Source organism: Vibrio sp. 10N.247.310.24 (assembly GCF_041467175.1).
Classification (GTDB): Bacteria; Pseudomonadota; Gammaproteobacteria; order Enterobacterales; family Vibrionaceae; genus Vibrio; species Vibrio tasmaniensis_A.
The window spans coordinates 1-26,589 of the sequence record NZ_JBFSUD010000005.1; the positions used below are offsets into that span (position 1 = coordinate 1).

28 protein-coding genes and 1 other RNA gene are annotated in these 26,589 nt (G+C 42.4%); 13 read left to right on the forward strand and 16 right to left on the reverse strand.

The features are described 5' to 3' along the window. Nucleotides 1–24: 24 nt before the first annotated feature. Both AB6E08_RS02540 and AB6E08_RS02545 read right to left on the reverse strand, forming a co-directional pair. On the reverse strand, nucleotides 25–528 hold the full coding sequence (locus AB6E08_RS02540; protein WP_372159627.1) for a DUF6538 domain-containing protein: 504 nt from the start codon (nucleotides 526–528) through the stop codon (nucleotides 25–27). Between the two features lie 207 nt (nucleotides 529–735). After that, nucleotides 736–1,482: a hypothetical protein gene (locus AB6E08_RS02545; RefSeq protein WP_372066193.1), complete on the reverse strand. Its 747-nt coding sequence runs from the start codon at nucleotides 1,480–1,482 to the stop codon at nucleotides 736–738. A 145-nt stretch (nucleotides 1,483–1,627) separates the two neighbouring features. On the opposite strand from AB6E08_RS02545, the gene AB6E08_RS02550 reads away from it, so the two are divergent. After that, entirely contained in the window at nucleotides 1,628–2,671 is a 1,044-nt protein-coding gene (locus tag AB6E08_RS02550) for a hypothetical protein (RefSeq protein WP_372066191.1), read from the forward strand. Between the two features lie 166 nt (nucleotides 2,672–2,837). Next, nucleotides 2,838–3,482, forward strand: coding sequence for an inovirus Gp2 family protein (locus AB6E08_RS02555; RefSeq protein WP_372066188.1), 645 nt, complete (start codon nucleotides 2,838–2,840; stop codon nucleotides 3,480–3,482). Between the two features lie 40 nt (nucleotides 3,483–3,522). Here AB6E08_RS02555 and AB6E08_RS02560 read toward each other — a convergent pair whose 3' ends face one another. Together AB6E08_RS02560 and AB6E08_RS02565 are read right to left on the reverse strand one after the other, a co-directional pair. After that, nucleotides 3,523–3,969 carry a hypothetical protein gene (locus tag AB6E08_RS02560; RefSeq protein WP_372066185.1) on the reverse strand — a complete coding sequence of 149 codons (447 nt, stop codon included), beginning with the start codon at nucleotides 3,967–3,969 and terminating at the stop codon, nucleotides 3,523–3,525. Between the two features lie 107 nt (nucleotides 3,970–4,076). Then, a complete protein-coding gene (locus AB6E08_RS02565; RefSeq protein WP_372066182.1) occupies nucleotides 4,077–5,066 on the reverse strand; it encodes a GTPase family protein in 990 nt (329 codons plus the stop codon). Nucleotides 5,067–5,143: 77 nt separating this feature from the next. Here AB6E08_RS02565 and AB6E08_RS02570 point away from each other — a divergent pair, with 77 nt between their 5' ends. Next, nucleotides 5,144–5,371 (forward strand): AlpA family transcriptional regulator, encoded by a 228-nt coding sequence (locus AB6E08_RS02570; RefSeq protein ID WP_064624598.1) that lies wholly within the window; start codon nucleotides 5,144–5,146, stop codon nucleotides 5,369–5,371. On the opposite strand, the gene AB6E08_RS02575 is transcribed toward AB6E08_RS02570, so the two are convergent. Continuing rightward, nucleotides 5,368–6,336: a YafY family protein gene (locus AB6E08_RS02575; RefSeq protein ID WP_064624600.1), complete on the reverse strand. Its 969-nt coding sequence runs from the start codon at nucleotides 6,334–6,336 to the stop codon at nucleotides 5,368–5,370. The two genes, AB6E08_RS02570 and AB6E08_RS02575, sit on opposite strands and share 4 nt — an antisense overlap. Nucleotides 6,337–6,517: 181 nt before the next feature. Further along, nucleotides 6,518–6,769 (reverse strand): hypothetical protein, encoded by a 252-nt coding sequence (locus AB6E08_RS02580; protein WP_019823999.1) that lies wholly within the window; start codon nucleotides 6,767–6,769, stop codon nucleotides 6,518–6,520. A 139-nt stretch (nucleotides 6,770–6,908) separates the two neighbouring features. Here AB6E08_RS02580 and AB6E08_RS02585 point away from each other — a divergent pair, with 139 nt between their 5' ends. Beyond that, on the forward strand, nucleotides 6,909–7,250 hold the full coding sequence (locus AB6E08_RS02585; protein ID WP_372066177.1) for a YkvA family protein: 342 nt from the start codon (nucleotides 6,909–6,911) through the stop codon (nucleotides 7,248–7,250). Nucleotides 7,251–7,253: 3 nt separating this feature from the next. Here AB6E08_RS02585 and AB6E08_RS02590 read toward each other — a convergent pair whose 3' ends face one another. The 3 genes from AB6E08_RS02590 to radC are packed head-to-tail and all read right to left on the reverse strand — an operon-like array spanning nucleotide 7,254 to nucleotide 8,640. Then, on the reverse strand, nucleotides 7,254–7,691 hold the full coding sequence (locus AB6E08_RS02590; protein WP_372066174.1) for a DUF2787 domain-containing protein: 438 nt from the start codon (nucleotides 7,689–7,691) through the stop codon (nucleotides 7,254–7,256). 38 nt (nucleotides 7,692–7,729) lie between these two features. Continuing rightward, the gene (locus AB6E08_RS02595; RefSeq protein WP_372066172.1) at nucleotides 7,730–8,176 is read right to left on the reverse strand and encodes a DUF2787 family protein; all 447 of its coding nucleotides are present in this window, start codon (nucleotides 8,174–8,176) and stop codon (nucleotides 7,730–7,732) included. Next, a complete protein-coding gene (gene radC, locus AB6E08_RS02600; protein WP_017084882.1) occupies nucleotides 8,173–8,640 on the reverse strand; it encodes a DNA repair protein RadC in 468 nt (155 codons plus the stop codon). The genes AB6E08_RS02595 and radC overlap by 4 nt, the downstream gene beginning before the upstream one ends. Before the next feature lie 175 nt (nucleotides 8,641–8,815). Between radC and AB6E08_RS02605 the strand changes: the two genes are divergently transcribed. The 6 genes from AB6E08_RS02605 (at nucleotide 8,816) to AB6E08_RS02630 (ending at nucleotide 17,980) form a co-directional block, all read left to right on the forward strand. After that, nucleotides 8,816–8,962, forward strand: coding sequence for a hypothetical protein (locus AB6E08_RS02605; protein WP_019823990.1), 147 nt, complete (start codon nucleotides 8,816–8,818; stop codon nucleotides 8,960–8,962). Between the two features lie 228 nt (nucleotides 8,963–9,190). Continuing rightward, complete coding sequence (locus tag AB6E08_RS02610) at nucleotides 9,191–11,470, forward strand: ankyrin repeat domain-containing protein (RefSeq protein WP_076644770.1); 2,280 nt, start codon at nucleotides 9,191–9,193, stop codon at nucleotides 11,468–11,470. 269 nt (nucleotides 11,471–11,739) lie between these two features. Then, a complete protein-coding gene (hsdR, locus tag AB6E08_RS02615) occupies nucleotides 11,740–14,499 on the forward strand; it encodes a type I restriction-modification system endonuclease (protein ID WP_372066168.1) in 2,760 nt (919 codons plus the stop codon). Then, the gene (locus tag AB6E08_RS02620; protein WP_372066164.1) at nucleotides 14,481–16,352 is read left to right on the forward strand and encodes an AAA family ATPase; all 1,872 of its coding nucleotides are present in this window, start codon (nucleotides 14,481–14,483) and stop codon (nucleotides 16,350–16,352) included. Before hsdR ends, AB6E08_RS02620 begins: the two co-directional genes overlap by 19 nt. Next, complete coding sequence (locus AB6E08_RS02625; protein ID WP_371963506.1) at nucleotides 16,342–17,667, forward strand: McrC family protein; 1,326 nt, start codon at nucleotides 16,342–16,344, stop codon at nucleotides 17,665–17,667. The genes AB6E08_RS02620 and AB6E08_RS02625 overlap by 11 nt, the downstream gene beginning before the upstream one ends. Before the next feature lie 109 nt (nucleotides 17,668–17,776). Then, the gene (locus tag AB6E08_RS02630; protein ID WP_065206904.1) at nucleotides 17,777–17,980 is read left to right on the forward strand and encodes an AlpA family transcriptional regulator; all 204 of its coding nucleotides are present in this window, start codon (nucleotides 17,777–17,779) and stop codon (nucleotides 17,978–17,980) included. A 43-nt stretch (nucleotides 17,981–18,023) separates the two neighbouring features. On the opposite strand, the gene AB6E08_RS02635 is transcribed toward AB6E08_RS02630, so the two are convergent. Next, nucleotides 18,024–19,265: an integrase domain-containing protein gene (locus AB6E08_RS02635; protein WP_372066160.1), complete on the reverse strand. Its 1,242-nt coding sequence runs from the start codon at nucleotides 19,263–19,265 to the stop codon at nucleotides 18,024–18,026. 212 nt (nucleotides 19,266–19,477) lie between these two features. Here AB6E08_RS02635 and AB6E08_RS02640 point away from each other — a divergent pair, with 212 nt between their 5' ends. After that, the gene (locus AB6E08_RS02640) at nucleotides 19,478–19,717 is read left to right on the forward strand and encodes a hypothetical protein (RefSeq protein WP_372066158.1); all 240 of its coding nucleotides are present in this window, start codon (nucleotides 19,478–19,480) and stop codon (nucleotides 19,715–19,717) included. A 48-nt stretch (nucleotides 19,718–19,765) separates the two neighbouring features. Here the strand turns inward: AB6E08_RS02640 and AB6E08_RS02645 are convergent, their stop codons facing one another. The 3 genes from AB6E08_RS02645 to smpB all read right to left on the reverse strand — a co-directional run bounded on the left by AB6E08_RS02645 (nucleotide 19,766) and on the right by smpB (nucleotide 22,102). Further along, nucleotides 19,766–21,007: an integrase domain-containing protein gene (locus tag AB6E08_RS02645; protein ID WP_372066155.1), complete on the reverse strand. Its 1,242-nt coding sequence runs from the start codon at nucleotides 21,005–21,007 to the stop codon at nucleotides 19,766–19,768. A gap of 176 nt (nucleotides 21,008–21,183) precedes the next feature. After that, nucleotides 21,184–21,550: a transfer-messenger RNA gene (gene ssrA, locus AB6E08_RS02650) on the reverse strand. 66 nt (nucleotides 21,551–21,616) lie between these two features. Beyond that, nucleotides 21,617–22,102, reverse strand: a complete 486-nt coding sequence (smpB, locus tag AB6E08_RS02655; protein WP_004735156.1) for an SsrA-binding protein SmpB — start codon at nucleotides 22,100–22,102, stop codon at nucleotides 21,617–21,619. Between the two features lie 119 nt (nucleotides 22,103–22,221). On the opposite strand from smpB, the gene AB6E08_RS02660 reads away from it, so the two are divergent. Both AB6E08_RS02660 and AB6E08_RS02665 read left to right on the forward strand, forming a co-directional pair. After that, nucleotides 22,222–22,650 carry an SRPBCC family protein gene (locus tag AB6E08_RS02660; RefSeq protein ID WP_004735157.1) on the forward strand — a complete coding sequence of 143 codons (429 nt, stop codon included), beginning with the start codon at nucleotides 22,222–22,224 and terminating at the stop codon, nucleotides 22,648–22,650. A 3-nt stretch (nucleotides 22,651–22,653) separates the two neighbouring features. Further along, the gene (locus AB6E08_RS02665) at nucleotides 22,654–22,965 is read left to right on the forward strand and encodes an RnfH family protein (RefSeq protein ID WP_017098046.1); all 312 of its coding nucleotides are present in this window, start codon (nucleotides 22,654–22,656) and stop codon (nucleotides 22,963–22,965) included. A gap of 199 nt (nucleotides 22,966–23,164) precedes the next feature. Here the strand turns inward: AB6E08_RS02665 and bamE are convergent, their stop codons facing one another. The 3 genes from bamE to nadK all read right to left on the reverse strand — a co-directional run bounded on the left by bamE (nucleotide 23,165) and on the right by nadK (nucleotide 26,534). Further along, nucleotides 23,165–23,524 carry an outer membrane protein assembly factor BamE gene (gene bamE, locus AB6E08_RS02670; protein WP_009848326.1) on the reverse strand — a complete coding sequence of 120 codons (360 nt, stop codon included), beginning with the start codon at nucleotides 23,522–23,524 and terminating at the stop codon, nucleotides 23,165–23,167. 167 nt (nucleotides 23,525–23,691) lie between these two features. Then, the gene (gene recN, locus AB6E08_RS02675; protein WP_017098044.1) at nucleotides 23,692–25,356 is read right to left on the reverse strand and encodes a DNA repair protein RecN; all 1,665 of its coding nucleotides are present in this window, start codon (nucleotides 25,354–25,356) and stop codon (nucleotides 23,692–23,694) included. Between the two features lie 293 nt (nucleotides 25,357–25,649). Continuing rightward, nucleotides 25,650–26,534 carry an NAD(+) kinase gene (nadK, locus tag AB6E08_RS02680; protein WP_009848328.1) on the reverse strand — a complete coding sequence of 295 codons (885 nt, stop codon included), beginning with the start codon at nucleotides 26,532–26,534 and terminating at the stop codon, nucleotides 25,650–25,652. Nucleotides 26,535–26,589 lie beyond the last annotated feature (55 nt).

Sequence of the window (26,589 nt, forward strand, 5' to 3'; positions counted from 1 at the left end):
TTTATCGCCCAAACTGGTTAAATTTTAACAGTGACAACTACCCTGCCAGATAGGGGATATGTCGAGAATATAGCTATACCCATTCATTCGATCTAGCTCTCGAATAGCAAGTATTTCGGGAGTCTCATTTCCTAATACCAACGATTCAGTTGGAGATAGTAGTTTGCTCTTTAATTCACTATCAATGACCTCAAGGTGTGCTGGGTCAGTGAATAGTTCGATGCTGTCTGCTAAGTAAGGGTTATGGCTGAACGGTTCAATAGCAGCATTAATTTTATCAATACTTATTTGAATATTTAGGGCAGTAAGATTTTTGGCTCTATCAAGATCAAATGTAGGTAAACCTTCGGACATGACTTTTCTGATTTCTAACTCTAATGATAATGCACCTACTTTAGCATTATTCAAGTCGGATGTGCGGAGGCTACGCTTGATCTCTTTACGGTTTTTGAAGAGGTGTTGAAAGCGAGAAGGAACTTGAAAGCGAAAGTGCCAGATTCCCTTTGCTGTGAGTGAAAGATATTTCATGATTTAGTACCTAGTTTTAGTACAAATCAATTTTTCGCAGACATTAAATGAAAAAAATGGCGATAAATCAAAGACTTATCGCCATTCCAAACGTTTGGTGGGCTGGCGTCATCTGAATTAAGCCATTATCTATTTGTTTTTATAATGTTTATTATTGGTTTGATAAATTAAATACTGCTAATGGTACTGCTAATTGTTAGGGCTGGGCTAGAACTTCATAGGCTCAGTGAACATATTTTTTATTTCCGCTTTGGATTGTAATTCTCGTACTTCTTCTTGGACTAATTTAAACTCTTCAGTAAGTAGTGCAATCTCACGACTCTGTGCTGAAAGAGAGGATATCTCTTGCTCGCTGACTTCTATTTGAGTATTTCTATCGACTTGATCTTGAGTAAGCTGCTTATTTTTCTCTTTTAATGAAACCACTTCAGACTCTAACTCCCGAATTTTTTTATTTGCTTCGTGTAATTCCTTTCGTAAACAGCTTGTTTCTGTCTCGTATGACACGGAACTGTTTTGTTTCTCAAGTTTATGTACTTCAAACATTGACTGGGTTGGGGTTAGCGCATTTACAATGTGTTCAAGGGCATTTTTCTGACTTTGATTTCGCTTTTTTGCTATCGCTTGTAACTTCATACCAAACTCAGTACTAAGCTCAAAACTATATTGTACCTTTCCTTTTTCTTTTTGTTTTTCTCTACGAAGTTTTTTCCCCCAGGCTCCTTGTAATAGTTGCCATATTTCACGTCCTTCGGCGCTGTTTTCACACTCCCCAAAAAAAAATTGGAATTGTTTTTTATCTGAAATCCCCCTTTCTACATCGAATGGTGGGTAGTAATACTTTTCAACGATAGGGTGCGTTTTACTTTTTGCAAGGTATGTACTTAACCACTTTCTATGTGACTGATTTTTGAAGTTGAAGCCCTCTAGTGGACGTATAGTTTTCTTTGTCATGTTGTTTTTGTATCTATTAGTTTTCTCAATTCTACTTTAGTTACTTATAGTGACTACGTCTGTGGACTACGTCCCAGGATCTAGGTCTGATTTTCCGTATAATACACACCAAAATGCATGTTAAATTATTTTGGAGCATCGTTTCATGATTGTAAGTTGGACTATAAAAGGTACAGAAAAAGTCTCTTCTGAAGCGAGAATGTTGCTTTTGCTTATGTATCTTGAGGCAGATTCGAATAATATTTACAAGATGCCTATATTACATATGGTCCAAAAGTATAAAGCTCCAGAGCGTCTCATTAGGCGCAGTATTCGCTTATTAATTGAAGTGAAAGCTATCCACGTTATTGCTGAAAAAGTAGTGAATGGAAAGCGAGGTAGACCTGTTACAGCCTATCAACTTACTGGTATTGATTTTGATGACCTAGATAATCAATTTATACAGCTTCCCAAGTATGCCAAGAGAAGGGTAAATCATCTTTGGTATGGAGAGTTAATAGCAAAGGAGTTAACACTATCGAATCGTTTGATGCTTCTTTGTCTTTTGAGTAAAGCTAAAGTGTCTGGAGTTGTTGATAGTATAAGTCTCGCAGACCTTTGTAGTTTTATGGGGTGCTCTGAGCGCAAAGCTCAAGCAATGATTAGCAAGCTTAGAAAGCATGGTTATATCAAAGGATATGTAGCAGGTCTGAATCACTCGATCTTAAAGAAACAGAAATCACTAATTTTTATCGAACTAAAGAAGGTTGATGTCGCTCTTTTAGATTGCGAACAGATCGTCAATTTCCATGAACTAAGGTCATTCACTCCAAACAATCCTGTTTATAACCTCTCGGTACTCGCTGTTTTTAAACTGTTGGCAAGCATAAGCTGCAAAAAGGAATTTGCAGAACATATGGATTTTTTTGTAGAAAATACAATTGTTGAGCTTATGAACTCTGAACGGAGAGTTTGTGTTGATATTGAATGGTATGAGGAGCTTATACATGAGAGTTTTATGTGGGAAGAGCTAAACCTGACACACGGAACAACTAATAAATTAATTGAATACTTGACTTACCGTGCCTTGGAGTTTGCACGGACAATCAGTACATTGGAGATTACTGATGGGAGGAGCTTTGCAATTGGGGTGAATAGAAAAAATCAGAGGTGTCTTCTCAAGTTTGATTCCAGTTTTTTATCAGAGTAACAATTGCAAGTTTATACCTAAGATCATCCCTTACTATGCAAAGGAACCTTACTAAAGGTCGGGGGCGAAAAACTGTCGGTAATAATATTATTACCTTTAATCTTATCTAATTAATTACAACAACCTATCTACCTATTGAGAACACTAACCAATAGGAATGATAGAAATGAACAATTATCTTGAACATGCAGAAATACTCACCATTGATGATATGGACTTACCGGTATACACCAAGAAAGGACCTCTAATACCTTCCTGCCTTTTAGCTATCAAAAGCACTTTTGATAGGGCTCTAGATCAATACCCTCGAACGTTGCTACTTCGTGTGGATTTGAGATACCCCCAAGGCTTTTCAAGCGAGAAAGTATCAAGTAAGCAAATCACAAAATTTCAAGAATCCTTCAAAGCTATTATGTGTGCTTACTTAAAACGTAAAAGTCATAACCGTCACTCTAAACCTCGATTTATTTGGTGCAAAGAAAAGGCAAATTCTGGGAATCCACACTATCACGTAGCCGTATTGCTAAATGGTGATATTTTTAAAGGAATCGGGCCTTACGATGACCTTACAGGAGAATACTTTTCTGGAATGATTACTAAAGCTTGGGCAAGTGCAACTGGTCTTTCGGTTGAACAAGTAAGTAGTGCGGTTTATTTCTCTGAGAACGGCAGGTGTGAAATCAATAAGAGATGCGATAAAGAGATCTATGATAATCAATACAATCAGGCTTTTTACCGTGTTAGTTACTTTGCTAAAAAAGAAAGTAAACTGTCTGGGAATGGAAGAAGCTTCGATTACAGTCGCTATTGAGTTTACAAAAAAAGAAAGGCCCTTGTGGCCTTTCAGTTGTTTAATCCGCATTAAAGCGGTAACTACCTTCACTAGAGTGAATGTCAATTTGTAGGACTCTACAGGGCGTTGTAGTGACATAACCAGTAGACTCTCCGTACTTCAAATCCACTTCGGGATAAGGAAGCCATTTCACACCACCAGACTTGCTATTATTGGATGGCTTTTTGTAATCAGGGTTACTCATGTTCTTGAGTAACTCTTCAGATTGACTGTACTTATTCTTGTTGACAGTAATCTTTGGTGTTTCTGGTCTAGCGACTTCACAGTTACCTCGGTTAACTTCGATACCGAAGACAGTAGAGTAGTCAAAGAGAGACGTTACATATATTTTCGTCTTTGGTCCCCATCGGGTGTTGATGTCTTTGTATTCGACTTTGTAGCCCTCAGCAGATGCAGTAAAGGTCACAAGCAGTGTTAGTGCAGCGGTAAGTACAATAGGTTTCATGAGAGATATCCTTTATCTATTATTCAATGAGTTGATACTAAAAGATGGCTACGACAACTTGTGTCGAAGAGAGTGTTGGTTTGTGAGGTTGGGCTGTATGAGACTACCTACCAGCCGAAGATGTAACGCAAGCCACCTAGGCAGGCTCCTAGCGCGCCTCCTATGACTTTCCCAATGTGTTGGCCTGTAGAGCCAAAGATGCTTCCTATCTCCTCCCCATACTCTGCACCTTTAGTTGTCGTATCGAAGATGGCTTCCCATAAGCTAAAACTGGTTTTGTTGTTGTAATCACTGGCATCGTTGTCTTCCCAATTCTCATGTCGAGGGGAAAGCGTACGATTCGCCAGTATGAGCCGTTTATTTTTTGGTAGGCGTTCAACAATCAGATACAACAGCTTGGAGAGGTTATAGGGACGTTGTTTGGTTGTGCCATCACAGTGACCAGCGACGTAGTAAATCGGTTTTAAATAAACCCCTGTAGCCCGTAGTACACGGCGATGAATGGAGTTCACCATGGCTTCTAGGTGAGCTTTTGCTGCGGAAGTTGGCGTATTACTTTCATGGTCCCACGCTTGGTTCCCTTTCAAAGCATTATCTGCTTGATTGATGGCAATCATTAGACGGTGCTGAGCTTCTTTCCCTAATGCAGGAATAAGTACGTCGTTGATTAAAGTGGTGGGTGTCCCTAAGTCACGTGAACCCCCATCAAGAACGACAAGGACTAAGTCGATCACAAAACGTTTTTGGTCATCTTTGGCTGTCAATGTCTTTTCTAGTAAGCGAGCGTGTTGCTCATCTTCTTCGACTCCGTCTCCTAAACCCGGACTATCCCAAAGAATTAGGTTGTTCAAGCGGTATTGACTGATTCCTTGGGTGTGTGGCTCACAGCTTGTACCTACTTCTGCAATCGCCATGTCGAAAAGGGCATTTATCGTAGAACTTTTTCCAGCTCCAGTAGCTCCCGTGATCAGGATATTGAGTTCTGTGGTTTTCATTTGTTCAAGGTTATCGAGTAGCTTAGTTCGCGTTTGTTCATTAAGCGGTGCTTGACGTATCTCGCCTTCAAGTGTGGTGAATAGGTCGCTATGCTCAGGCATAGGTGCTCCTTGGTTAGAGTGCGGAAAATTTACAACTAGCTCTCTCCTTATGACGAGTAATTCATGAGGAAAGAAAAATGAGACTAATTCGATTAAAAGAAGTAATTGAAATGACGGGTTTGAGTCGTTCGTATGTATATAAGCTGATGGATGCAGACCAGTTTCCTAAGTCTGTCTCGCTTGGCTATCGATGTGTGGCATGGGTAGAAAGTGAGGTGCAAGATTGGGTGATAGAGAGAGTGGCGGATCGTGATGAGCGCTTAGGTGTACGCTCACCAATCTTGGATCAAGAGAGAATAGCCTAAGCGGTTTTCTCAGAACTTTTCTGTTTAGTAATGTCCCAAACATCATCCCCAAAACCACGTAACCATCTATCAAGTTGAGGTGAATCGATCACCGTTGCAGTGATTTGATATCCTCCGTCCACTAGCTCAGCACATTGTTTCAACGACAAGGGTGTTTCAAGTAGGTGATACCCGCTTTCATGGGTAATGCAAAAAGATAGGTTTACTTCATTTCCTTCACCAAAGTAAAAGCGGCCATCTAGCTCATACCGTTCTAGGTCAAAGTCACTTGGGTAAGTAAAATCAAAAGTAGATACATTGACTTTATTGATGCGATGTAATGCCAGAGAGCGTTCGTTGGTGTGACCATGGAAGCGGCACACCAGATACAGACGACTGCCTTGTTGTGCTAGACCCAATGGCATGACGTCTTTGCTTTTGTACTCTAAGTTGGCATTGGTATAACAAAGAGATAGATAACGATTGTGGAAGAGAGCATAACTAACCTTCTCAAATATTTCGTTGTCGATATGGGGAGGGAGTAGTGGTACGCCCTCATTAACAAAGCACACTTTTCTTAACCATTGGCGTTCTTTCATATTGCTGGTGGTTGGGAAAAGGTGTTGTTTAGCATCATTGAAAACACTGTCGAGCGTTTTCATTAAATTGACAGGAAGAAGATAGCGTAGATAGTTTTCAGCTAGGCTGAGCAGTACAGCCTCCTGTGGTCCATGTGATAACAAGTTCTGTGAGCGGCGACTGTAACCAAAAGGTTTATCGCGCGTATCTACATCGACATCATCAAAGAACTGAGCAATATCGGTGAGATTACGCTGAATGGTTCGCTCTGAACGAGCAATGCCGATTTCACTGAGTTGCAGTTGGATCTCTTTTGCTGTGATCTTGCGACTGTTAGGAATACGCTTATAAATCTCAAGAACCAGCTGTATGTAATGTTGTGAGCGATTAAGCTTGGTATCGTCCATAGATGGCTTTATTTTTTTAAGCGCACACCTCTCCTCTCATGTATGAAATGAGTAAAGACAATGAGCTAACGAATTGATTGAAGAGAGTTTACGAGGCGCTGCGTTGACTTGTGTCGCAGTGTTTTTGACTAAAATAAAGAAAGAATCGGACACGGAAGTTTACCGTGTCCCTTAGTTATCACTAGCGGTGACGACTTATCATGCTTTGAATCGCATCATCACTATATCCGCGATTTTTAAGCTCCTGACGAGCGGCTCCTATAGCCCATGTACCGCCTGAACGATTTGCAAGGGTACGTGCCAACTGATCATCCCCCTTACTTGCCGCATCGGCTTGTGCCTCTTTCATGTCACCGTACGTGTCAGAAGCTACTTTAGCTCCTACTTGTGCGCCTGCTTTCGCAAGCTTTCCAACGTTGTCCCAAAATCCCATTTGGTGATCCTTTTTATTAAGTGTTGAGTGCCAATGCATAATACAAATTGATGCGTTAACTTATGTCGCCTTCGCTAAAGGTTGGTCTTAAAAATGAATGTGCTAGCCAGTATCCTGAAGCTTTAATGGAGGGCATAAGATGCAAGACACCCCGCACCAAAGACATTTTAATGAGCACTCGTTTTGGAATAAGCTCAAACGCTACGCCAGAAAAGCAGGACGCGAGGTTATTGAAACAGCCTTAACCCTTTATTACTGTGCGAAAGATAGCGATACACCACGTTGGACTAAAACGGCGATATTGAGTGCTCTGGGTTACTTTGTCTTCCCTATTGACGCTATACCCGATGTGTTGGTGGGTGTAGGCTACAGTGATGACATTAGTGTATTGATGGCTGCGTTAGCTTCTGTTGGGGCCCATGTAAAACAAGAGCATAAGGAAGAAGCAAAGCAACAAGTGGAAGTCTGGCTAGAAAGGTAGGGGTTAGTGGGTAAGCTCGATGTTGTCGAAGCATTCAGATTTAACGTAATACAGAAAATTTTGTTCCCACATTTTGTACAGTTCATCAATTCCTTCAGAGCGAATGTTTTGCCATCCGGTTGCCACTGTAAAGACCACTTGATTCCCAAAATCAAAGTCTATGCAGCGTTCTAGTTCTGGGTAGTAGTTACCCATATAGGCAAAGTCAGTGATGTAGAGAATGTCTAGCGTGTGGTCTTCCTTAATGTTGAGGCTTATTTCTACAGGATGGTAACCCCCTTCCTCTGCACTATAACTCTTGTCTCGAAAGTTAATCGTGACTGTAGGGCTGGTGGCTTTGGTCTCTTCTGAAGAAAAGAAATTCTGGCAGTACTGACTAAGTAAAGTTTGGAGTTGTTTTGATACTGGTAGAGATGGCGGGGCAAAGTTTAGAGTCGACATATTACGTCTCCTAGTGTTGGTGATAATGGGGTATCGATCTATGAAGTGGCGTCAAAGGTGCTGGTCATTGTTAATTGGATATCATCATAACTACACTGCGTTAAATGACAGGCTAAGGTTTGCATCCACGCTTCTAATAGCGTTTTAATTTTGGGGTGCTCAAGACTTACCGACCCACAATCGGGCTGATAGCACCAAAGGTTAGGCAAGTGAAAATAGAGTTCAGGTTCTAGTTCGTGGCTTTGAGTATCTGAGTAGGAAAAGCTTGTTAGACAGATAAGCTGCCAAGGAGTGGAAAGGGATATTCGGTAGAGTTGAATTTCAACCGGGTGTAGCCCTTCTTTGGTTCTGTAGTAGCTTGTTTCTCTACAGTAAAGAATAATTCGCTGAGCATGACTAGGGATATCATACTGCTTGATAATCGCGAGTAAGCAATGATGAAAGGTATCGTTTAAGGCAATGTCTCCATATCTTTTCTGAATCATAGTAGCCCCCTTTCTGCAAAAGAGACGGCGCTATCCCCAATGACAATATGATCGAGAACCCGGATATCCACCAGAGCTAATGCATCTTTTAGTCTTTGAGTGATTCGCTTATCAGCTTGTGATGGTGTTGCATCCCCTGAAGGGTGATTGTGAGCAAAGATGACTGCTGCGGCATTTGTCTTTAATGCGGCTTTTACCACTTCTCTAGGGTAGACACTGGCTGAGTCAATGGTGCCAAAGAAAAGCTCTTCAAATGAAATAAGGTGATGTTGGTTATCAAGAAACATTACAGCAAAGACCTCTCTCTCATAAGCTTTTAATTTGCAAGAAAGGTAGGTTTTAGTGAGTTCTGGATTGCAATATTGATCGCCTCGGAGGCCCCGTGCTGCAAGGATTTCTGCGGCTGCGTCGAGCACCCTGTCGGCGGTGACAGGACCATCAAAATAGTAGTTGTTATCGTGCATGAAACACTCCTTAGAATGAGTTGAGTAGTAGGTGCACGAAGATGATATATATCTGAAATTATTTATGTTTTTAGCGTGGGCGGGTAGTAATAAAAAAACTCTCCAGTTGCCCCCGTGCGTTTTTAAGCAGCGATTGTTAACTTGTTTGTGTTCAAACACACAAGGAGAAATGAACATGTCTAAAGCGAAATCAACACCAATGACCCCGTCAGCCGCTGCACGCATTCAAGGCGGACAAGCGAAAGCAAATGGTGGTCAAGTAGCCAAAGGAAGTTTTGCTGCGAGAGCTCAATCAGCCGCTGCGAAAAATAGTCAATCGTAGGGAGTGCGGGGGAGATAACATTTCCCCCTCATCAATTATGAAAAGATATAGCAATAACAAGGATATACAGAAGTTGGTTTGCCATTTGGTGAAAAATAATTGGCGGTTCCAACGCTGTAAAAAACATGGCTCTATTTTCTCGCCAGCAGGGAAGCGATTCACAGTCCCAAGTACGCCAAGTGATAGACGAGCTTTTCAAAACTTTAATAAAGATATTCAACGTTCAGTATGACTAAACAAAAAATCGAAACACCTTATTACAGCATCCAGTTTCTGCTACGCGAGTTTGCTAATGGGCTAGGAACCAAGGGTATTGATAGTAGTATCGCGAAAAAAATCGATGGTGCTTGTAAAAATAATGAAATCACACCAGCGCTTTATCATGAACTCAAACAGAAACTGATCTATGAGCCCGTAAAAGGTTTTATTAATGAATCTATGGCACAACGATTTGTTGCTGGGTTTGATCGATTCGTAGAGCAATATCGTGAGTTAATGATGGCGGCGCCATTAGATGGTGTAAAGGTTGAAGATGCTCGCGCTTTCTTGGACCGTTACTTTCTTACTTTTAATTTGTCCTTATTCTGTGACGATATTCTTGGTGATGTTCCCCTTAACTCAATAGTAGTCGCTCAAAGTGAACAGTCATTCGTTTCTATTGTGATTAATGGATTGAAACAACTACCTCAATGGCCACAGCACTATCGTTCTCTCTCTCCTGAAAGTAAGGAAAGATTACGAACTTGGGCTTTACCTGATAAAGCTGAGCTACCAAGTCTCAGCTCTATCAATCTGATTGGTCGAAAGCTTCGAACTGAGAAATCCTGGCTAGCATTCAAGGTCAATTTCTTGGTTGCACGCTTATGGGATTACTTCTTCAGAAAATTCCCGAAAATGGATGTATCGCTACTGCATACTAGTGCGCTTGAAAGCATAGAGGATAGTTATCGCAGTGCCCTGGAGGCGCTATTAGAAAAGGCGAGCCTAAAACACCAGCGTTCAGTGCCTTTGGCTTTGGAACTTTATTATCTACTTCGCTTACGTGAGCCTAAAACGGTTGATTCGGAAGAGCATTGTCGAATTTTGTTTGGAAGGCTTAAATATGAAAGCGATTTAGATAAAGATTATGAAACTTCATATTTTCGTCATTGGATGAAAGCGAGACTTGAGCTTCATTGTGGTGAGCTAGAGCTTGCGATTGGCGAGTATAAAAAAGCGTTCGAGCAGGTTATTTATCGTCAAGGCGAGAATGCTGTCTGTATCATTCGGGAGGCTATTATCGCCGCATGCCGAATGCCCAAACCGGATAAACCATTTATCAACCGTTTACGTCGTATGGCTGTAATGTTAGATATCGATATGGCACCTGATGGCCCGCAAAATGAGAGTACGAGGAAAAAAGCACCGGATATCGAAGAGTGGGAGATCCTAGCCTTTGCTAATATGTTTGACTCTTACTTTACCAAAGAGTCTTTCTTCCCTGGTGCTGTATATCCTGATAATCCACCAAAAGACAGTAGTGTGTGTTTAATTGAGGGTAGTGAGTCTGATGTTGATTTGAGTAAACCGAATAAAGAAATCAACATTGGCTTAATGGGAGGGGGTAGCAAGAAAATGCCTCAACTAGTCTATTTCTCTATGATGAGTAAATCAAAGTCTGTCTCTAAGTTGCTAGAGGCTGGGGCGGATGTTGATAATCTATCTACGAATCAGGAGTCGGCTATTCTTTTTGCCGTACAAGAAATGCAAGTGACTTTATTTCCTACTGGTACTTTGCGGGACGATAACTTTTGGGAGTTAGCTAAGTATAACCATACTCCACAAACCCTAGATACCGTAACGGCGAAACGCAAGCTTACGCCGCTTGGTTGTGGTGTGCAGACAGGCCGTCTCGACGTAGTTGAAAAGCTGATTGAGATGGGAGCCAACGTTGACCAACGACATGACGTGGGGAATGAAACACCTTTGTTTACTGCTATTGCTTTGATAGCTCGCCATACACGCCCACAAGAGGTAACTAGGACCACAGAGCAAATGAAGTTCTCTGACATGAACCTAAAATCACTTCGAGCACATGGTTTTGGATGGCTTCCTCATGATTTAGGACAATTGAAAAGATCGATTGAGAAAATGTCTCAAGACGAAGATTTCCAAGAAATATCCCGTATAAATTTGCAGCTTGAAAAGGAAGCATTTTTAAAACACTCGACAGCAGAAGGTTTTCGAGATATCGCAAAGCACTTGATTAAACATGGTGCCAACCCTAATGCGAAACATAGCACGGCATTAGAAGGTTACACACCATTGATGTTAGCGGTCGAATTCGATGAAGTCGAGTTAATACAGACGATGATAGAATCTCAAGATCATAAAGTTGATCTGCAAGGTACCTGTTTTACTCGTGCGGAAAATCTGCGTGCTGGTCTATTTGACATTGCGTGCAAATGGAACTCTGAGAAAGTACTGGATTACTTATTTCCCGAATTAGAACCGAATACCTCCTTCTAACTATTCTCGAAACAAGAACCTGAACACACGGGCTCTTGTTGTTCTATTTTCTGAATTGTCTAACCGCGAGTGTGAGGTTGTTATCTTGTTACTCCTTAAAAAATTGTAAGCCCCAGAAGAGCAAACAGATTTAAAACTAGAAGTACTTTAAGTTAGACTTTTTAAGGTGTCTAACTAGTATTTCTTACCCCAAGTATAATAAAAAAGTGCAGAAATATTAAACATCTAGTGTAAACTGAGCCACAGTTTCAGTTGGCTCAGGGACACTCATGGCTTCGTCAAACTTTGATTTTTTACAAGGGGTTAATGACACCTTGTATGCGATTGCGCTTTCTGCTGAGCGCAATTTGCACCAAGATCCTCACACTACCTTGTTTAAGGTTCGTTTACTCTCCGAAGAGATCGTTGGCTTTATCGCAGAGCTAGTTAAGCTCGCTCCGAATTTATCAACCTTTGACCAGCTAAAAGAGTTGGGAAATCGGGGACTCTTAGATGATGAACGATTAACAATATTTCATGCACTGAGAAAGCATGGCAACAAAGCTGCGCATGGTTATTACAATAATCCGGTTGCAGCAGGCCACGCTTTAGAAATCTCTCATAAAGCTGCGACGATTTACTATCGAGTTAAGACAGGTGAAGCTAATTTTCAACCACCAAAGTATGTTCCGCCAGTTGAAGAGCAAACAGCAGAATTGGTCGAGCAATCCAAGAAAGATATTACGCGGCTAAAAGAAGTAATTAAGCAGTTGGAAGCGCAGCAATCAGTTGAGCTTGCTCTACCACACCGTCAATTCAAATCTCTGGTTGGATTCAAGCAGCAGCTATCCGTATTAGAAGCCAATGATTCAATGAGTGTAGAGAAAGCCAAAGCTCGCATTCGTGAATTAGAAACCCAATTACGTGAGCGCAGCCAAGAACAATCGACCAACCTCGATGAAGCTGAAGAAGCTAAAACGCTCAAGCAGCGTGTCGAGATACTTAAAAATAGCCGCTTTGACTTAACGGAAGAGCAAACTCGATTCATTATCGATCAGCAGTTACGAGATGCCGGGTGGGAAGCTGACTCAGTTGTTCTTGATTACCGTAAAGGTGTTCGTCCTGAGAAAGGACGTAATATGGCAATTGCAGAGTGGGAAATGCAGGGGCAGAAGCATCGTGCTGATTATGTCTTGTTTGTTGGCTTAATCCCTATTGCAGCCGTTGAAGCGAAAAGAAAACGCATTAACGTTTCTGGCGCAATTGCTCAAGCAGAGCGTTATAGCAGAGAGTTTGATCCTCAAAGTATCGTTGACCTTGAAGACGAGATTAAGCCAGCTTGGATAGAGGCTGGACGCAGCGAATCGTGGCAAGGATGTGAAGGTGAAGACAACTATAAACTACCTTTTGTCTTTGCTTGTAATGGCACGCCTTTCTTACGTCAAATGCAAGAGCAAAGCGGAACATGGTTCCGTGATTGTCGTTTAGCTTCTAATGCAAAACGTGCCTGTCAGAGCTTTATGAGCCCCGCAGGGCTACTGGACTTACTGCATCGAGATCACCATAAAGCACAGCAAGAGATGATTGTTGAGCCGTTTGAGTACCTTGGTCTGAGACCATATCAGAAAAAGGCTGTTATCGCGGTAGAAGAAGCACTAGCTCAAAATAAACGTGAAAGTTTATTAGCCATGGCTACAGGCACAGGTAAAACTCGTACAATCATTGGCCTGCTTTACCGCTTCCTGAAAACGGAAAGATTTAAGCGTATCTTATTTCTCGTCGACCGCTCTGCTCTAGGTGATCAAGCGACTGAAGCTTTCGATGAAACACCTTTAGAGCAAAAACGTCGTTTGTCCAAAATATATGACATTAAAGAAATGTCAGATAAGTTGCCAGAGGCTGAGACTCGCGTACATGTTGCGACCGTGCAGGCCATGGTGAAGCGTTTGTTTGAAGATAAAGACAGCGACAATGATAATGCGGTGATCCTACCTGTTGATCAATACGATTGTATTATCGTTGATGAAGCACACCGTGGTTATACATTAGATCAAGAGTTGGGCGAAGCTGAGTTAGTAGCGCGAGACCCTAACCTTTATCGTTCTAGTTACCGTCGTGTGCTTGATTACTTTGATGCCGTAAAAATCGGTTTAACTGCCACACCCGCAGCGCATACCGCAGAGATTTTTGGTCACCCCGTTTACACTTATTCGTATCGTGAGGCGGTGGCTGAAGATTATCTTATCGACCATGAAACACCAATCACCTATAAAACAAGGCTTAACCAAGCGGGTATAAAATTCAATCAAGGTGAGCAAGTCGACGTTGTTGATACCTTATCGGGAGAAGTGAATAGTGTAGAGCTTGAGGACGAGCTTGATTTTCATGTTGAGAATTTCAACCGCACTGTGATTAACGAGAATTTTGATCGTACGGTGTGTGAAGCTTTAGCTGAGGATATCGATCCAACTAGCCAAGAGAAAACCATGATCTTCTGTGTTACAGACCAACACGCAGATAGAGTTGAACGCTTACTGGTGGAAGCCCTCCAGAATGTTCACGGTAATGATATTCCTGCTCATGCCGTGCAAAAAATCACGGGTAGCACGGATAAAGTGAAGCAAGCCATTCGTAAGTTTAAAAACGAAACTTTCCCCAATGTAGCAATTACGGTCGATCTACTTACTACAGGCATTGATGTACCTAAGATTTGTAATCTTGTCTTTATGCGCAGGGTTAAGTCGCGCATTTTGTACGAACAAATGTTAGGTCGAGCTACCCGTCGTTGTGATGAAATTGGAAAAACCGTATTTAGAATCTTTGACCCGGTTGACCTGTATGCCTCGTTAGAGCAAGTGAACACCATGAAGCCAGTGGTTAAAAGACCGAATATTACAATTGAGCAATTGATTGATGAAGTGTCTGACGAGCGTAATTTTGATTTAGCGGGTAGTGAAGAAGGGCGCAGCTTTGCAGAAGATGCTCTTGATGAACTAAGTCAAAAGGTCATGCGTGTTATGCGCAGGGCTTTATGTACAAACGAGAGCTAAGCAATAACGTTAGCTATTTGCAAAAGCTGACGGAAAAAATTATTAAGTCCCCCGCGAAAGAGACTTATGAAAGTACTCTAAAAAATTGGCGTACGGACGGTGAGTTTGATCGTGTACTGTGGACTGTCATTCATAGGTTATTTGGTGCTGCATCTCCAGAGCAGTATACCAGTATCGCTGGCAGAGATTATTTAAGCACCGTTATCGACTGTCTTAAAAAACAGTTTCAATTATCTATTAAACCAACAGGTAACTGGATCATTGATAATCAAAGGCTAGTTGAGGTAGTGAACGCCTTGATTCCATACGACTGGGATGTACATACGAGAAATATTCATCTGTGGAACTTATACGAATGGGCAACTAAACGACACAAAAAAATTGAAGACATGGACCAGATACAAGAAGATGGAGAGGAGTACAGCGTGGAAAAGGAGATAACCTCAAGCTCTCAGAATGTGATTCTTTTTGGGCCTCCGGGTACGGGTAAAACTTACAAACTACAGCAACTGCAAGCCAAGTATAAAAGTCAGACAGAAGGTGTTGATGCATATCTTTGGCTACAAGAAAAAATTGCTCCTCTGAATTGGATGCAAGTGTTAGTGCTGTCACTTCTTAGTTTAGATAAAAAGGCGAAAGTGTCTGATATCGTTGCCAGTAAATACTTCCAGACTAAAGCAAAGGTGAATAATCGAGACGGGAATTTAAGCCAGACTGCATGGAGTTACTTACAGAAGTTCACTGTACCGAACTCGACAACCGTTAATTACAAAGGCCGTGGTGAACCTGCGGTGTTTGATAAAACAAGTGATTCGGTTTGGCACCTTCTCGATGACAAATTGGAGCTGGTGGATGAACTACTGGTCCTACATAAAGAGCTAGAGCAAGGACCACCACCCGGAGCTGTTGTGAAACGCTTTTCCTCTACCACGTTCCATCAGTCCTATGGCTACGAAGAGTTCATTGAAGGGCTTAGAGCCTCCACGGATGATGAGGGGAACGTGCATTATTCTGTTGAGCCCGGGGAGTTTCTAAAGCTATGCCGTAGAGCAGAGCAAGATCCAGACTCTCAATACGCTATGTTTATCGATGAAATAAACCGTGGCAACATCTCGAAGATCTTCGGTGAGTTGATCTCGCTAGTGGAGACCGACAAACGTAAGGATGGTGCTCACCCTATGTCTGTCAATCTTGCCTATAGCGGTAGACCATTTAGCGTGCCTTCGAATGTCGATATCATCGGTACAATGAATACAGCTGACCGCTCTATCGCCTTGATGGATACAGCGTTACGCAGACGTTTCGAGTTCATCGAAATGATGCCAGATATCCGCTTGTTTGAGTCCGATGGTTTAATCGATATTGGTAATAATCAGTATATTGATCTCGGTGAGTTATTGAAGTCGCTTAATGACCGTATCGAAGCCTTATACGACAGGGAACATACGCTAGGACATGCCTTCTTCTTTCCAGCCTATAATGCTGCTAAAGCTGGGAATCATGATGAGGCGGTATCAAACCTCGCCAAGGCTTTTATCGGTAAAATCATTCCTTTGCTTCAAGAGTATTTTCACGATGACTGGAGCAAGATCCGCCTCGTGCTAGGGGATAATCAAAAGCTCGGTAGTGATCGAAAAGAACTGCAAGCTCTGCAATTTGTGCGCCGAGAAAAGGTTGAGTACCAACGGCTGTTCGGCAATCAGTATGAACCCGATGGCTACGTATCAGACGAGTATCGTTATACTTTAGCCGATCAAAACGATGATATCTGGACCAATGGTGAGTGCTATCTTGCTGTCTACAAGCCACAGTTGAGTGAGGAGCTTGCCGCACAGGTGATGGATGAGAACTAACAAAGAGATCTCCCTGTTTGAGTTTTCTTATCTGGTCAGTGAGTCTAGTGATGTATGTAGAGAAGTGAATCATGTAGAGCCTATCGCGCCCTCAGCCTTCGTTTTTCTAAAGCAGATAGCACTAGGTTCGAAAGAAGACAATAAGCTGTTCCGGCTTTGTAAAAAATCAGGGAGTGAAGCACTACAGGTGCGTAATCATGCGGGAGTGATCTTTACTCCCGATGGTACTCATATCGAAGTGTTGCCTAAAATTGGTCGAACGTCGTCTAATCCGACACTCGCTCGAAAATCATTATTGGTCATGCTTCGCGCTCTTAAAGGTTTTTCACATGTTCAAACGTCTAGTGCGTTAATTCATGAAGAGAAAATGCCTCTGCTTGAGGTGTTTATTGGTCAGTTTATTAATTCAGTCCTTAACCTTGTTAAGAAGGGCTTGAAAAGTGATTATGTGCAGACTGTAGACAACCTTGCCTATCAGAAAGGGAAGCTCGTTGCCGCAGGTCAATTGCGCAACAACCTGGTCACTAAACACAAGTTCTATTGCGAATATCAAGAGTATTTGGTGGATCGACCTGCTAATAGGCTGCTCCATTCTGCATTGAATATTGTTGCCAAACTTTCCCGTATCCCTAAGCACAAGAAGCAATTACAGGAACTCTTTTTTATCTTCGAAGAGGTTCCTTTAAGCCGTGACTATAAAAGCGATCTATCGAGATTAAGGTTAGATAGGGGAATGAGTCACTACCACGCCCCTATTGCTTGGGCTACGTTAATACTCAACGGCTTTTCACCTCAGACAATGAAAGGAAGTAACCGAGCTATCTCTCTTCTGTTTCCAATGGAACGAGTATTCGAAGACTATGTAGCCAAGGTTTTACGTCAGCAGGTGCCTGATGATTTTATTGTGAAAAGTCAGGTTAAACGTAAAAGCTTGGTGGAGCATAAACAAGCGAGTTGGTTTAAGTTACAGCCCGACTTGTTGCTTGAAAAGGGTGGATGTGTTGTGAGTGTTTTGGATACTAAGTGGAAGCTAGTGGACCAGACAAAAGACAACGGTTCCGATAAGTACGGTCTATCGCAAAGCGATTTTTATCAGATGTTTGCCTATGGACAACACTATTTCGATGATAATTCAGATGAAAGGGAGATGTTTCTGATCTATCCCGCACACGATGGTTTTGAGACAGCCATAGGGCAGAGTTTCGACTTCAATACCAGTGGTGATAACAAGTTGAAGTTGTGGATTGTACCGTTTGTAATCGAGGAGGGATCCACTGCTGGAGTGGTTTGGCCTAAAGAATGTCGATTAATATAAGAGCAGCGAGTGCCCTTAGTCGATATTAGTATTTTAGGTTGGTGGGATCTCAGCAAAAAGTTTATAGACATATATTACCTAATGACATTAACAGACATAGGGTGAATATATGCAAGAACTACCAACGCGACTAATCAGGTTAAAAGAGGTCATAGCTATGACTGGACTTTCGAGAGCGAGTGTTTATAAATTTGTGAGAGAGAATAAATTTCCTGCACAAATATCATTGGGCTATCGCTGTGTAGCATGGGTAGAAAGTGAAGTTCAGCAATGGATTGATCAGCGAGTTCAAGAAAGTCGACGTGAAATGTGAATATTTGAGCTAACCTTGGTGGTTAGCTCTTTTTTTTTATTTTTTACCCGACAGCGCGAAGTGTACGTGTACCTGTAACTGAAAGGTTACCTTGAGATGCCTCTGTTATGTGATTACTCCACCAGGCCATGAGTTTTTTACGTCGGTCTAAGTAGTCAGCTCTGTTGTACGCTTTACGCACTTCATTTGAATCAATATGAGAGAGTGCAGCCTCGATAACATCTGAATCAAACCCTTGCTCATTGAGCGTCGTACTTGCTAAAGCTCTGAGTCCATGGGCAACTAGCTTCCCTTTGTAGTTCATACGCTTCAATGCCATATTCGCTGTTTGAGGGTTGATATGAGTCTTTGGGTTTCTGTCTGAAGGAAAGATAAACTCACGATGACCACTGATTGGTTTCATTACATCCAATAATCCCAAGGTTTGCTCTGTGAGCGGTATCACGTGTTCTTTGCGCATTTTCATACGCTCGACAGGTATCACCCAACATTTATTATCAAAATCAATTTCATCCCACTTAGCTCCAGCAGCTTCATTTGGGCGCGACATAGTATGAAGTTGCCATTCAATAAGACATCGAGTCGTGAGTTTTATGTTGGCTTTGTTAATGGCGAGCATTAAACCAGGTAACTCTTTCGGTGTTATTGTCGGCATGTGTTTTTTCTTCGGTGTTTCAAATGCCGCCTTTATACCGGTTAGGCGGTTTGCATCCACCAGCCCGGTATTCAATGCAAAGGTCATAATCTCATTGAGACGTTGAGAAAGCCGCTTGATGGTCTCTAAGTTACCTTTGTGGGCTAGAGGCTTCATTGTATCTATAGCGTGCTGAGGGCGTAGCTCTGATACTGGATACGGTCCAAGAGCTGGGAAGATATGAAGCTCCAGAGAGCTCCAAATATCATCTGCATAGTTTGGTGTTACTTTTTTTCTTTTTATTTCGAACCAATCTTTAGCGACAACTTCGAGTGTTGCACTGCGGTGGCCTTGTTGCTCTAAAGCGACTTGTTCTCGGTGTTCTTTTGGATCGATATTATCCGATAGTAGCTTTCGTGATTGTGCCCTAAGTTCACGAGCTTCAGCAAGAGAGACTTCAGGGTAGCTACCAAAGCTAAGGGTGGTGCGCTTTTTGGTGTATGGTCGATAGTAATCAAACAACCATAGTTTTGATGAATTAGGCTTTATACGGAGTACAAGCCCTTGACCATCTCGCAGGTCATAAACCTTCTCTTTTGGCTTCGCTTGTTTAATTTCCGTATTGGTTAGAGGTTTCGTTGTTCTCGCCATAGCAGTACCAAAGTTAGCATTATCGAATCGGTACTGCTAAGCGTACTGCTAAAAAAATGAGCTGTCCAGAACGAGATAGGACTAGTGTGTACGCTAAGTCATTGATTTGTTTTTCTTTGGGTATAAAAAAAGACGCCCTAGGACGTCTTTCTCTATGAATTGGTGGGCTGGAAGACCTTGTAAAGCGTCTGGAACTGGAAAATCAAAGATTAATGCAAGAGCTTGCAAAAGAAGCTAAAAAAAACTCCGCACTACAACAAAAAGTTCAGCAGTTACTAATCAACGAGGGTAATAAAACTGACGAACAACCTCAGACTAAGGACGTAACTATCGAGCAAAAGAGCTACGAGGTTCAAGAGAGTGACACACAACCTAATCTCGAAGTTAGTAATAGTAATACTACTCAGCACAGAATTCCTATTCAAGCGCGCACAGTTAATAAAGAAAATTGACAGGTAACTACCTAAACTAACAGTCTGATATGTAGTGAAGGTTCAAGTCTACACTGCTAGTTTGACATGTGCTGTGCCAGTGACGCTATAACTTCCTTGGCTACTTTGTTCAATATGCTCACTCCACCAGCACATTACTTTACGTCTACGTTCTAGATAGTCCGTACGGTTGTATGCACCGCGTATTTGGTTTTTATCAACATGAGCAAGGCAAGCCTCAATAACATCATAATCAAACCCTTGCTCATTAAGCGTTGTGCTAGCGATAGAGCGTAGACCGTGAGAAACAAGGCGCCCAGCAAATCCCATACGCTTTAATGCTGCATTAGCTGTTTGGCTATGACATGGTTTTTTGGGGTCTTTATCAGAAGGGAAGATGAACTCCCGATGTCCACTAATAGGTTTCATCGTTTCCAATATCAAAATCATCTGAGGAGTCAAAGGCACACGGTGCTCTTTTCTCTTTTTCATCCGTTCAGCGGGAATCACCCATATTGCATGTTCTAAATCTAACTCTGCCCAACGAGCATTGCTTGCTTCCGCTGGGCGGGTCATAGTGTGCAACTGCCATTCTAATAAACAACGAGTGGTTTTTTTTATGCTGGCATTAGCAATGCTTTTCATAAGCACAGGGAGCTCTTGAGGAGCAATCGCCTTCATGTGTTGCTTTTCGGGCTTTTGGAAAACGGCTTTGATGTTTGTTAAGGGGTTTGAATGAATGACTCCAGAGTTCACAGCGTACCCCATAATCTCATTCATACGTTGACAGAGGCGTTTAATTGTTTCCAAGCTACCTTTGGCTTCTATAGGGCGAAGCAATTCAATTACCATCGGAGCAGTAATGTGGCTAATGGGAGTTTGAGCTAGGGTAGGAAATATGTTTCTCTCTAATGATCGCCAGATGTCATCGGCATAGTTGGGTGTGACTTGCGTTTTCTTTAGTTTAAACCATTCAGTAGCGATGTTAATGAATACATGTTCAGTTAAGACTTTCTGTTCTTCTTTCTCCTGTGCTTTCTTAGTTTTGGGGTCTATCCCCTTTGCGATTAGCTTACGATGTTCAAAGTTAATCTCTTTAGCATCGGATAAGTCTAATACGGGATAGGTTCCCAAACTCATTTTGGTTTGCTTACCGGTTTCTGGGCTTTTGTAGATCATACGCCATGATTTTGTGCCATTAGGTAACACGCGTAACTGTAAGCCATCTCCTACTGAAATTATGTATTCACCAGTCTTTGGCTTTGCGTTCTTGAGTTTAGCGTCCGTTATCTTACCTGTAATCTTTGTCATTTCAGAACCTACCCATTTACCCAATACTTTGGGTAATTCTACATTGGGTAACACTTTGGGTAAATAAAGTTTGAGCTTCTACAAGACGTGAAAAGACGCTACTGGATGTAGACTGTTGATTTTTAAAGGGTTTAGATACAAAAAAAGACGTCCAAAGACGTCTTTAAATGTTGAATTGGTGGAGCTGGCGGGAGTTGAACCCGCGTCCAAAAATCATTCATCATTGGTACTACATGCTTAGTCGATCTTTAATTTCACCAGCAACCTGCGAACCGACACGCTAGTTAAAGGCTAACCTGAATTGTTATTCGCGCTTTTCCTCTCAGGTGGGAGAATCCGCGCTAGCTAGTTTGGGTTTGATCTCTTATTGGTCCCCGTCTTACGAGCGGAAGCTAGGGTAAGAGAGCTCTGAGCAGGTTATTAAGCTGCTAGTGCGTAGTTTTCGTCGTTTGCGACTATTTTTTTGCGGCTTTTAACGTGGCCAACCGCCCCACGGCATGCACCTCAGACTTCAAAATTCCTGTCGAATCCTAAATCAGCCCCAAGTGTTATTTGCATAGTACCAGAAAAGCTTTGCCTGTCTAGCACTGTGCGTTTAAGTGCTTAAAATTAACGCAAATTACTCTTCATAATTCGTGCTTTATCTCTCGCCCAATCTTTTTCTTTCATATCAGTACGTTTATCGTGCAGCTTTTTACCTTTCGCTACGCCAACTTTAATCTTCGCCCAAGAGCGAGACCAGTAAAGCGCGGTTGCGACAAGTGTCATGCCTTCACGGTTAATACGACCGATAAGGTTGTCGAGTTCTTTTCTCGACATTAGTAGTTTACGGATGCGTGTTGGGTTCGCCACGATATGAGTACTCGCTTGAGTGAGCGGAGTGATCGTCATACCACTGATGAATGCTTCGCCGTCTCTGATGTAGACGTAGCTTTCTGCGATATTGGTTTTGCCTTCACGTAGGGATTTTACTTCCCAGCCTTGTAGCTCAAGCCCCGCTTCTATCTCATCATCGATGAAATATTCGTGGCGAGCTTTCTTATTAAGCGCAATGGTATTGCTACCGGCTTTTGATTTTGATTTATTCTTTGCCATAATGGCCTCATTATACGGATTGCACCCTAGTTGGGGAATCCTTTTTATTTGCGCTCTGGCCCAATACAATTAAAATTGCAGTTTGTGTTAATGTAACGCTGTCTTTAACAGGAGTCTATATGCCAAAGGTTACTCGTTCAGCATTAGTGTCGTTTAGTGCCGACCAGATGTTCAGCTTGGTCAATGATGTTGCTCGTTATCACGAGTTTTTGCCAGGGTGTTCTGGTTCACGTGTGATCGAATCTTCAGATTCAACTATGGTAGCTTCAGTTGATGTCTCTAAAGCGGGTATCAGCAAAACATTTACCACATCGAACCGCTTAGCGGATGGCGCTGAGATCTTGATGGAGCTGGTGGACGGCCCGTTTAAAAAGCTGCAGGGTGGTTGGTATTTTACTCCGCTCGATGAGCAAGCGTGTAAGGTTGAGCTTAAGTTAGAGTTTGAATTCTCTAGCCGAATGATTGAAATGGCATTTGGTAAGGTTTTCAATGAGCTGACGAGTAATATGGTCAGTGCTTTTACTCAACGCGCGAAACAGGTCTACTAAGCCATGACTATTGAATCGGATATGATCCACGTAGAGGTTGTGTTTGCACTTCCGCATGAACAGCGTGTGTTTACTTTAGTAGTGAACAAGCACGCGACCGTTGAAGAGATCATTGCGCAGTCTGGCGTTTTGGAATTGTACCCAGAGATCGACTTAGCAAAAAACAAGGTTGGCGTATTCAGCCGCAACGTTAAGGTAGATGCGACGGTTCGCGATAAAGATCGTATCGAAATCTACCGAGCACTGTTAGCCGATCCAAAAGAGATCCGCCGTAAGCGTGCTGAGCAAGCGAAAGCAGCCGCAGCTAAATCGTAGTGCTAAAAAAATTCGACTAAGAAGAGAGCTCGCAATGTTGGCGAGCTTTTTTGTGCCTGTTGGTTAGACACGCAGCTAATTTGTTAGCAGATATTAAAAAGCCTGCTCATGTGAGCAGGCTTTTGCGATTCATACCTTGTCGACTGATAGTTTTGTCGACCGGAAAGCTTTATCAGCTGAGAGCTTTGTTGACTGAAAGCTAGCGAAGGCTTTCGAAGAACTCATCACTGGCTTCAAAATCACCATTGATCGTTACTAGAGTGCCAGTGGCATCAAAGTTCACGACAAGGTTTTTCTGGATAGGGTCGTTATGGCCTTTTTGGTGGTGGTAAATGTAGTACCACGTATCTGGGTAGCCATTTTCGATAAGCATAGGTGAGCCCATAACGTAACGAACTTGTGTTTTTGTCATGCCAAACTTGAGCTGATCGACAGCTTCTTGTTCAACATAGTTACCCTGATTGATGTCAATTCGATAAACCAACTTCTCTAGTAGAGAGCAACCGGTCAACATTGTTAGTGCAAGTGGAACTGCAACTAACCACTTTTTAATTCGCATAGTTTGAGATCTTTCTTCGCTAAAATACTGCCTGATAATAAACAAGCTCCAGCAAGAAGTAAAAAGCTCCTTGCGCTTTGAGCTTGTTATGACTGGCAATTTTGAATTAAGTTGCAAAATTGCCAAGAATTTTCGGTAAATTATCAGAAAGTTGCTGAATATGTAACCTATGCTGCGATTAATAACTCTTTTGCATTGGCAAGCGTCGATTCGGTAATTTGGCTGCCACCAAGCAGTCGAGCAAGCTCTGAAACGCGTTGTTGTTCATCAAGCGTGTGCATTTGAGTCTCGGTTTTACCTGATTTCGTGTTCTTTGCAACGAACAGTTGTTGATGTCCACAACCTGCCACTTGAGGTAAGTGCGTTACACACATAACTTGCGTAGATTCGCCCAGCTTACGTAGCATTTTTCCGACAACCGCAGCGGTTGGTCCACTGATACCCACATCGACTTCATCGAAAATCAGGCTTGGTGTATCCACTTTTTGCGCTGTGATCACCTGAATCGCTAGTGAGATTCGTGATAACTCGCCCCCAGAAGCCACTTTAGCAATGGGCTGCATTGGTTGACCTGGGTTGGTCGAAACAATGAAGGTCACGTTATCCATACCTAATGGAGAAGGGTGTGTGTTGGTGTTGTTTACTTCAATGGCAAACTGCGCTTTTTCCATGCTCAGTTCATGCATGCTTTGCGTGATCAGCTTGTTGAGTTCTTTTGCGTAACGAGTTCGAGATTTATGAAGCTTCTCTGATTTAGCCACGAACGACTGGTATTGGTTTTCTACCTCGTTTGCCAATTCTTCCAATTTTTCATCAGAGCAATCAAGCGCTTCAACTTGTTGTAGTAAGTCTTGATGGTGCTTATACAGTTCTTCAGGTAATACGTGGTGTTTACGAGACATCGACATCACTTTAGAGAAACGCTCCTCAACGTAAGCCATACGACCGGGATCAACATCAATGCTGTCTAGGTATGTTCTTAACTCGTTGTTGGTTTCTTCAATCTGAATAATGGCTTCAGACAATAAGTTTGGTAACTCAGCCAATCTTTCATCTAGCTCCGCTAACTGAATTAAGGAGTTATTGGCCGATTGCAGAATACCAAGCGCATTAACTTCTTCACCTTCATAAATAAGCTCGATAGCTTGTTGGCAGGTTGTGGCCAGTTCTCCGCTATTGGAGAGGCGCTTATGCTCTTGTTCGAGGTCTTCATATTCTTCCTCCCCAATAGACAGCTCATTTAACTCTTTGATTTGGTATTCAAGAAGTTGTTTTTGAGCTTGGTTTTGCTGGCTATTTTCACGTAACTCTTTCAAGTGGTTATCGGCTTGTCGCCAGGCTTGGTAAGCATTACGTGTCGATTTCAATAGGTTCAAGTGACCTGCGTATTGATCAAGCATGGCCATTTGGTAATCGCTTTTCATCAACTGATGGTGCGCGTGTTGACCATGAATGTTGATCAACAGCTGTCCAAGCGATTTTAATTGTGAAAGAGGCACGGGACTGCCGTTGATGAATGCGCGAGAACGACCTTCTTTAGAGATGGTTCTGCGTAGGATGCATTCACCGCCATCAAGCAGTTCATTGTCTTCTAACCAGCGGGTAGCATGCAGATTGTTCTCAAGTAAAAAAGCGGCACTGACTTCGGTTTTTTCTTCACCTTGTCGAACCATTCCTGCATCAGATCTTCCTCCAAGACACAAGCCTAAAGCGTCGATAGCGATAGATTTACCCGCACCAGTTTCTCCGGTGATTGTTGTCATGCCTTTAGAGAGTTCTAGCTGTAAAGACTTAACAATAGCGAAATTATTAACACTTAGATGAGCCAGCATTTTTATTTACCTGTATAACTGAACAATACTGTATATAAGATCAGTATATACTGTTTCTTTATACAGTAAAGTCGACAGGTAAAAATTTTTTGTGACCGATCTCAGAATTGAGCGCGTCCGTAGATCACTGAAACCGCAGTAGATTCCCAATTCAGTTGTTCCTCCCTGTCGGGAGTGGAGGTATAAGGAATTGCAGAGAAGCGAGAGCCGACGGGCTTTCTATGGGCAATAAAAAAGGCTGACGAACGTCGTCAGCCTTTCATAATTCGGTTACTTCTGGAGCTTTTATTCTTTTAGAACAACTTACTCGACCAGCCTAGTTTGTTACGCAGAACATGGTAGTAGTTGTAGTCTTTAGGGTGGATCAGCTTGAGCACATTCGGACTTTGGTAAATGTGGATCTCATCGCCAGGAGAAACTGGTAGCGAGATTTGACCATCGCAGCTCACTTCCTGTGTACCGCGGTTATCTGGCGATACGATCAGCTTGATACGACGCTTTCCATCCACCACAAGTGGTCGGCTTGAAAGGGTGTGTGGGAACATTGGTACTAATGAAATTGCATTTAAGCTTGATGACAGGATAGGACCACCGCCAGAAAGCGAATAAGCGGTAGAACCTGTCGGTGTTGAGACGATCAAGCCATCAGAACGCTGTGAGAAGGCGAAGCTGTCATCGATATACACTTCGAACTCGATCATATGTGCGACTTGACCGGGGTGAAGTACTGCTTCGTTGAGTGCGGCGTTGTGGCTTTTTATTTGGCCATGACGATGAATTTCAGTTTCAAGTAAGAAGCGCTCTTCTTCCATGAATTCACCCTTGAGTACATCAGTAAGCGCACTCTGGAAGTTTTCAGGATTAAGATCGGTAAGGAAACCTAGGTTACCTCGGTTTACGCCAATCACTGAAATATCGAAACGTGACAAGATTCTAGCGGCACCGAGCATATTTCCGTCACCACCCACCACAATGGCGAGATCGGCGCGTTTACCTAATTCAATTAGGCTAGAAAAATGTTCTTGTGGGATATCGTCTAAAATTGTAGCGAGTCTGTCATCCACAAACACTTGATAACCCTCAGTACTTAACCACTGATAGAGCTCTCTATGAGTCTGAATTGCTTGCTGATCTCGAGGTTTACCAATAATGGCGATGACTTCAAATGGCTTTTTCATAACGTTTCCAAACGAATTAGGCTTGAATCAAAATTCTTCATCCCCATAATAAAGG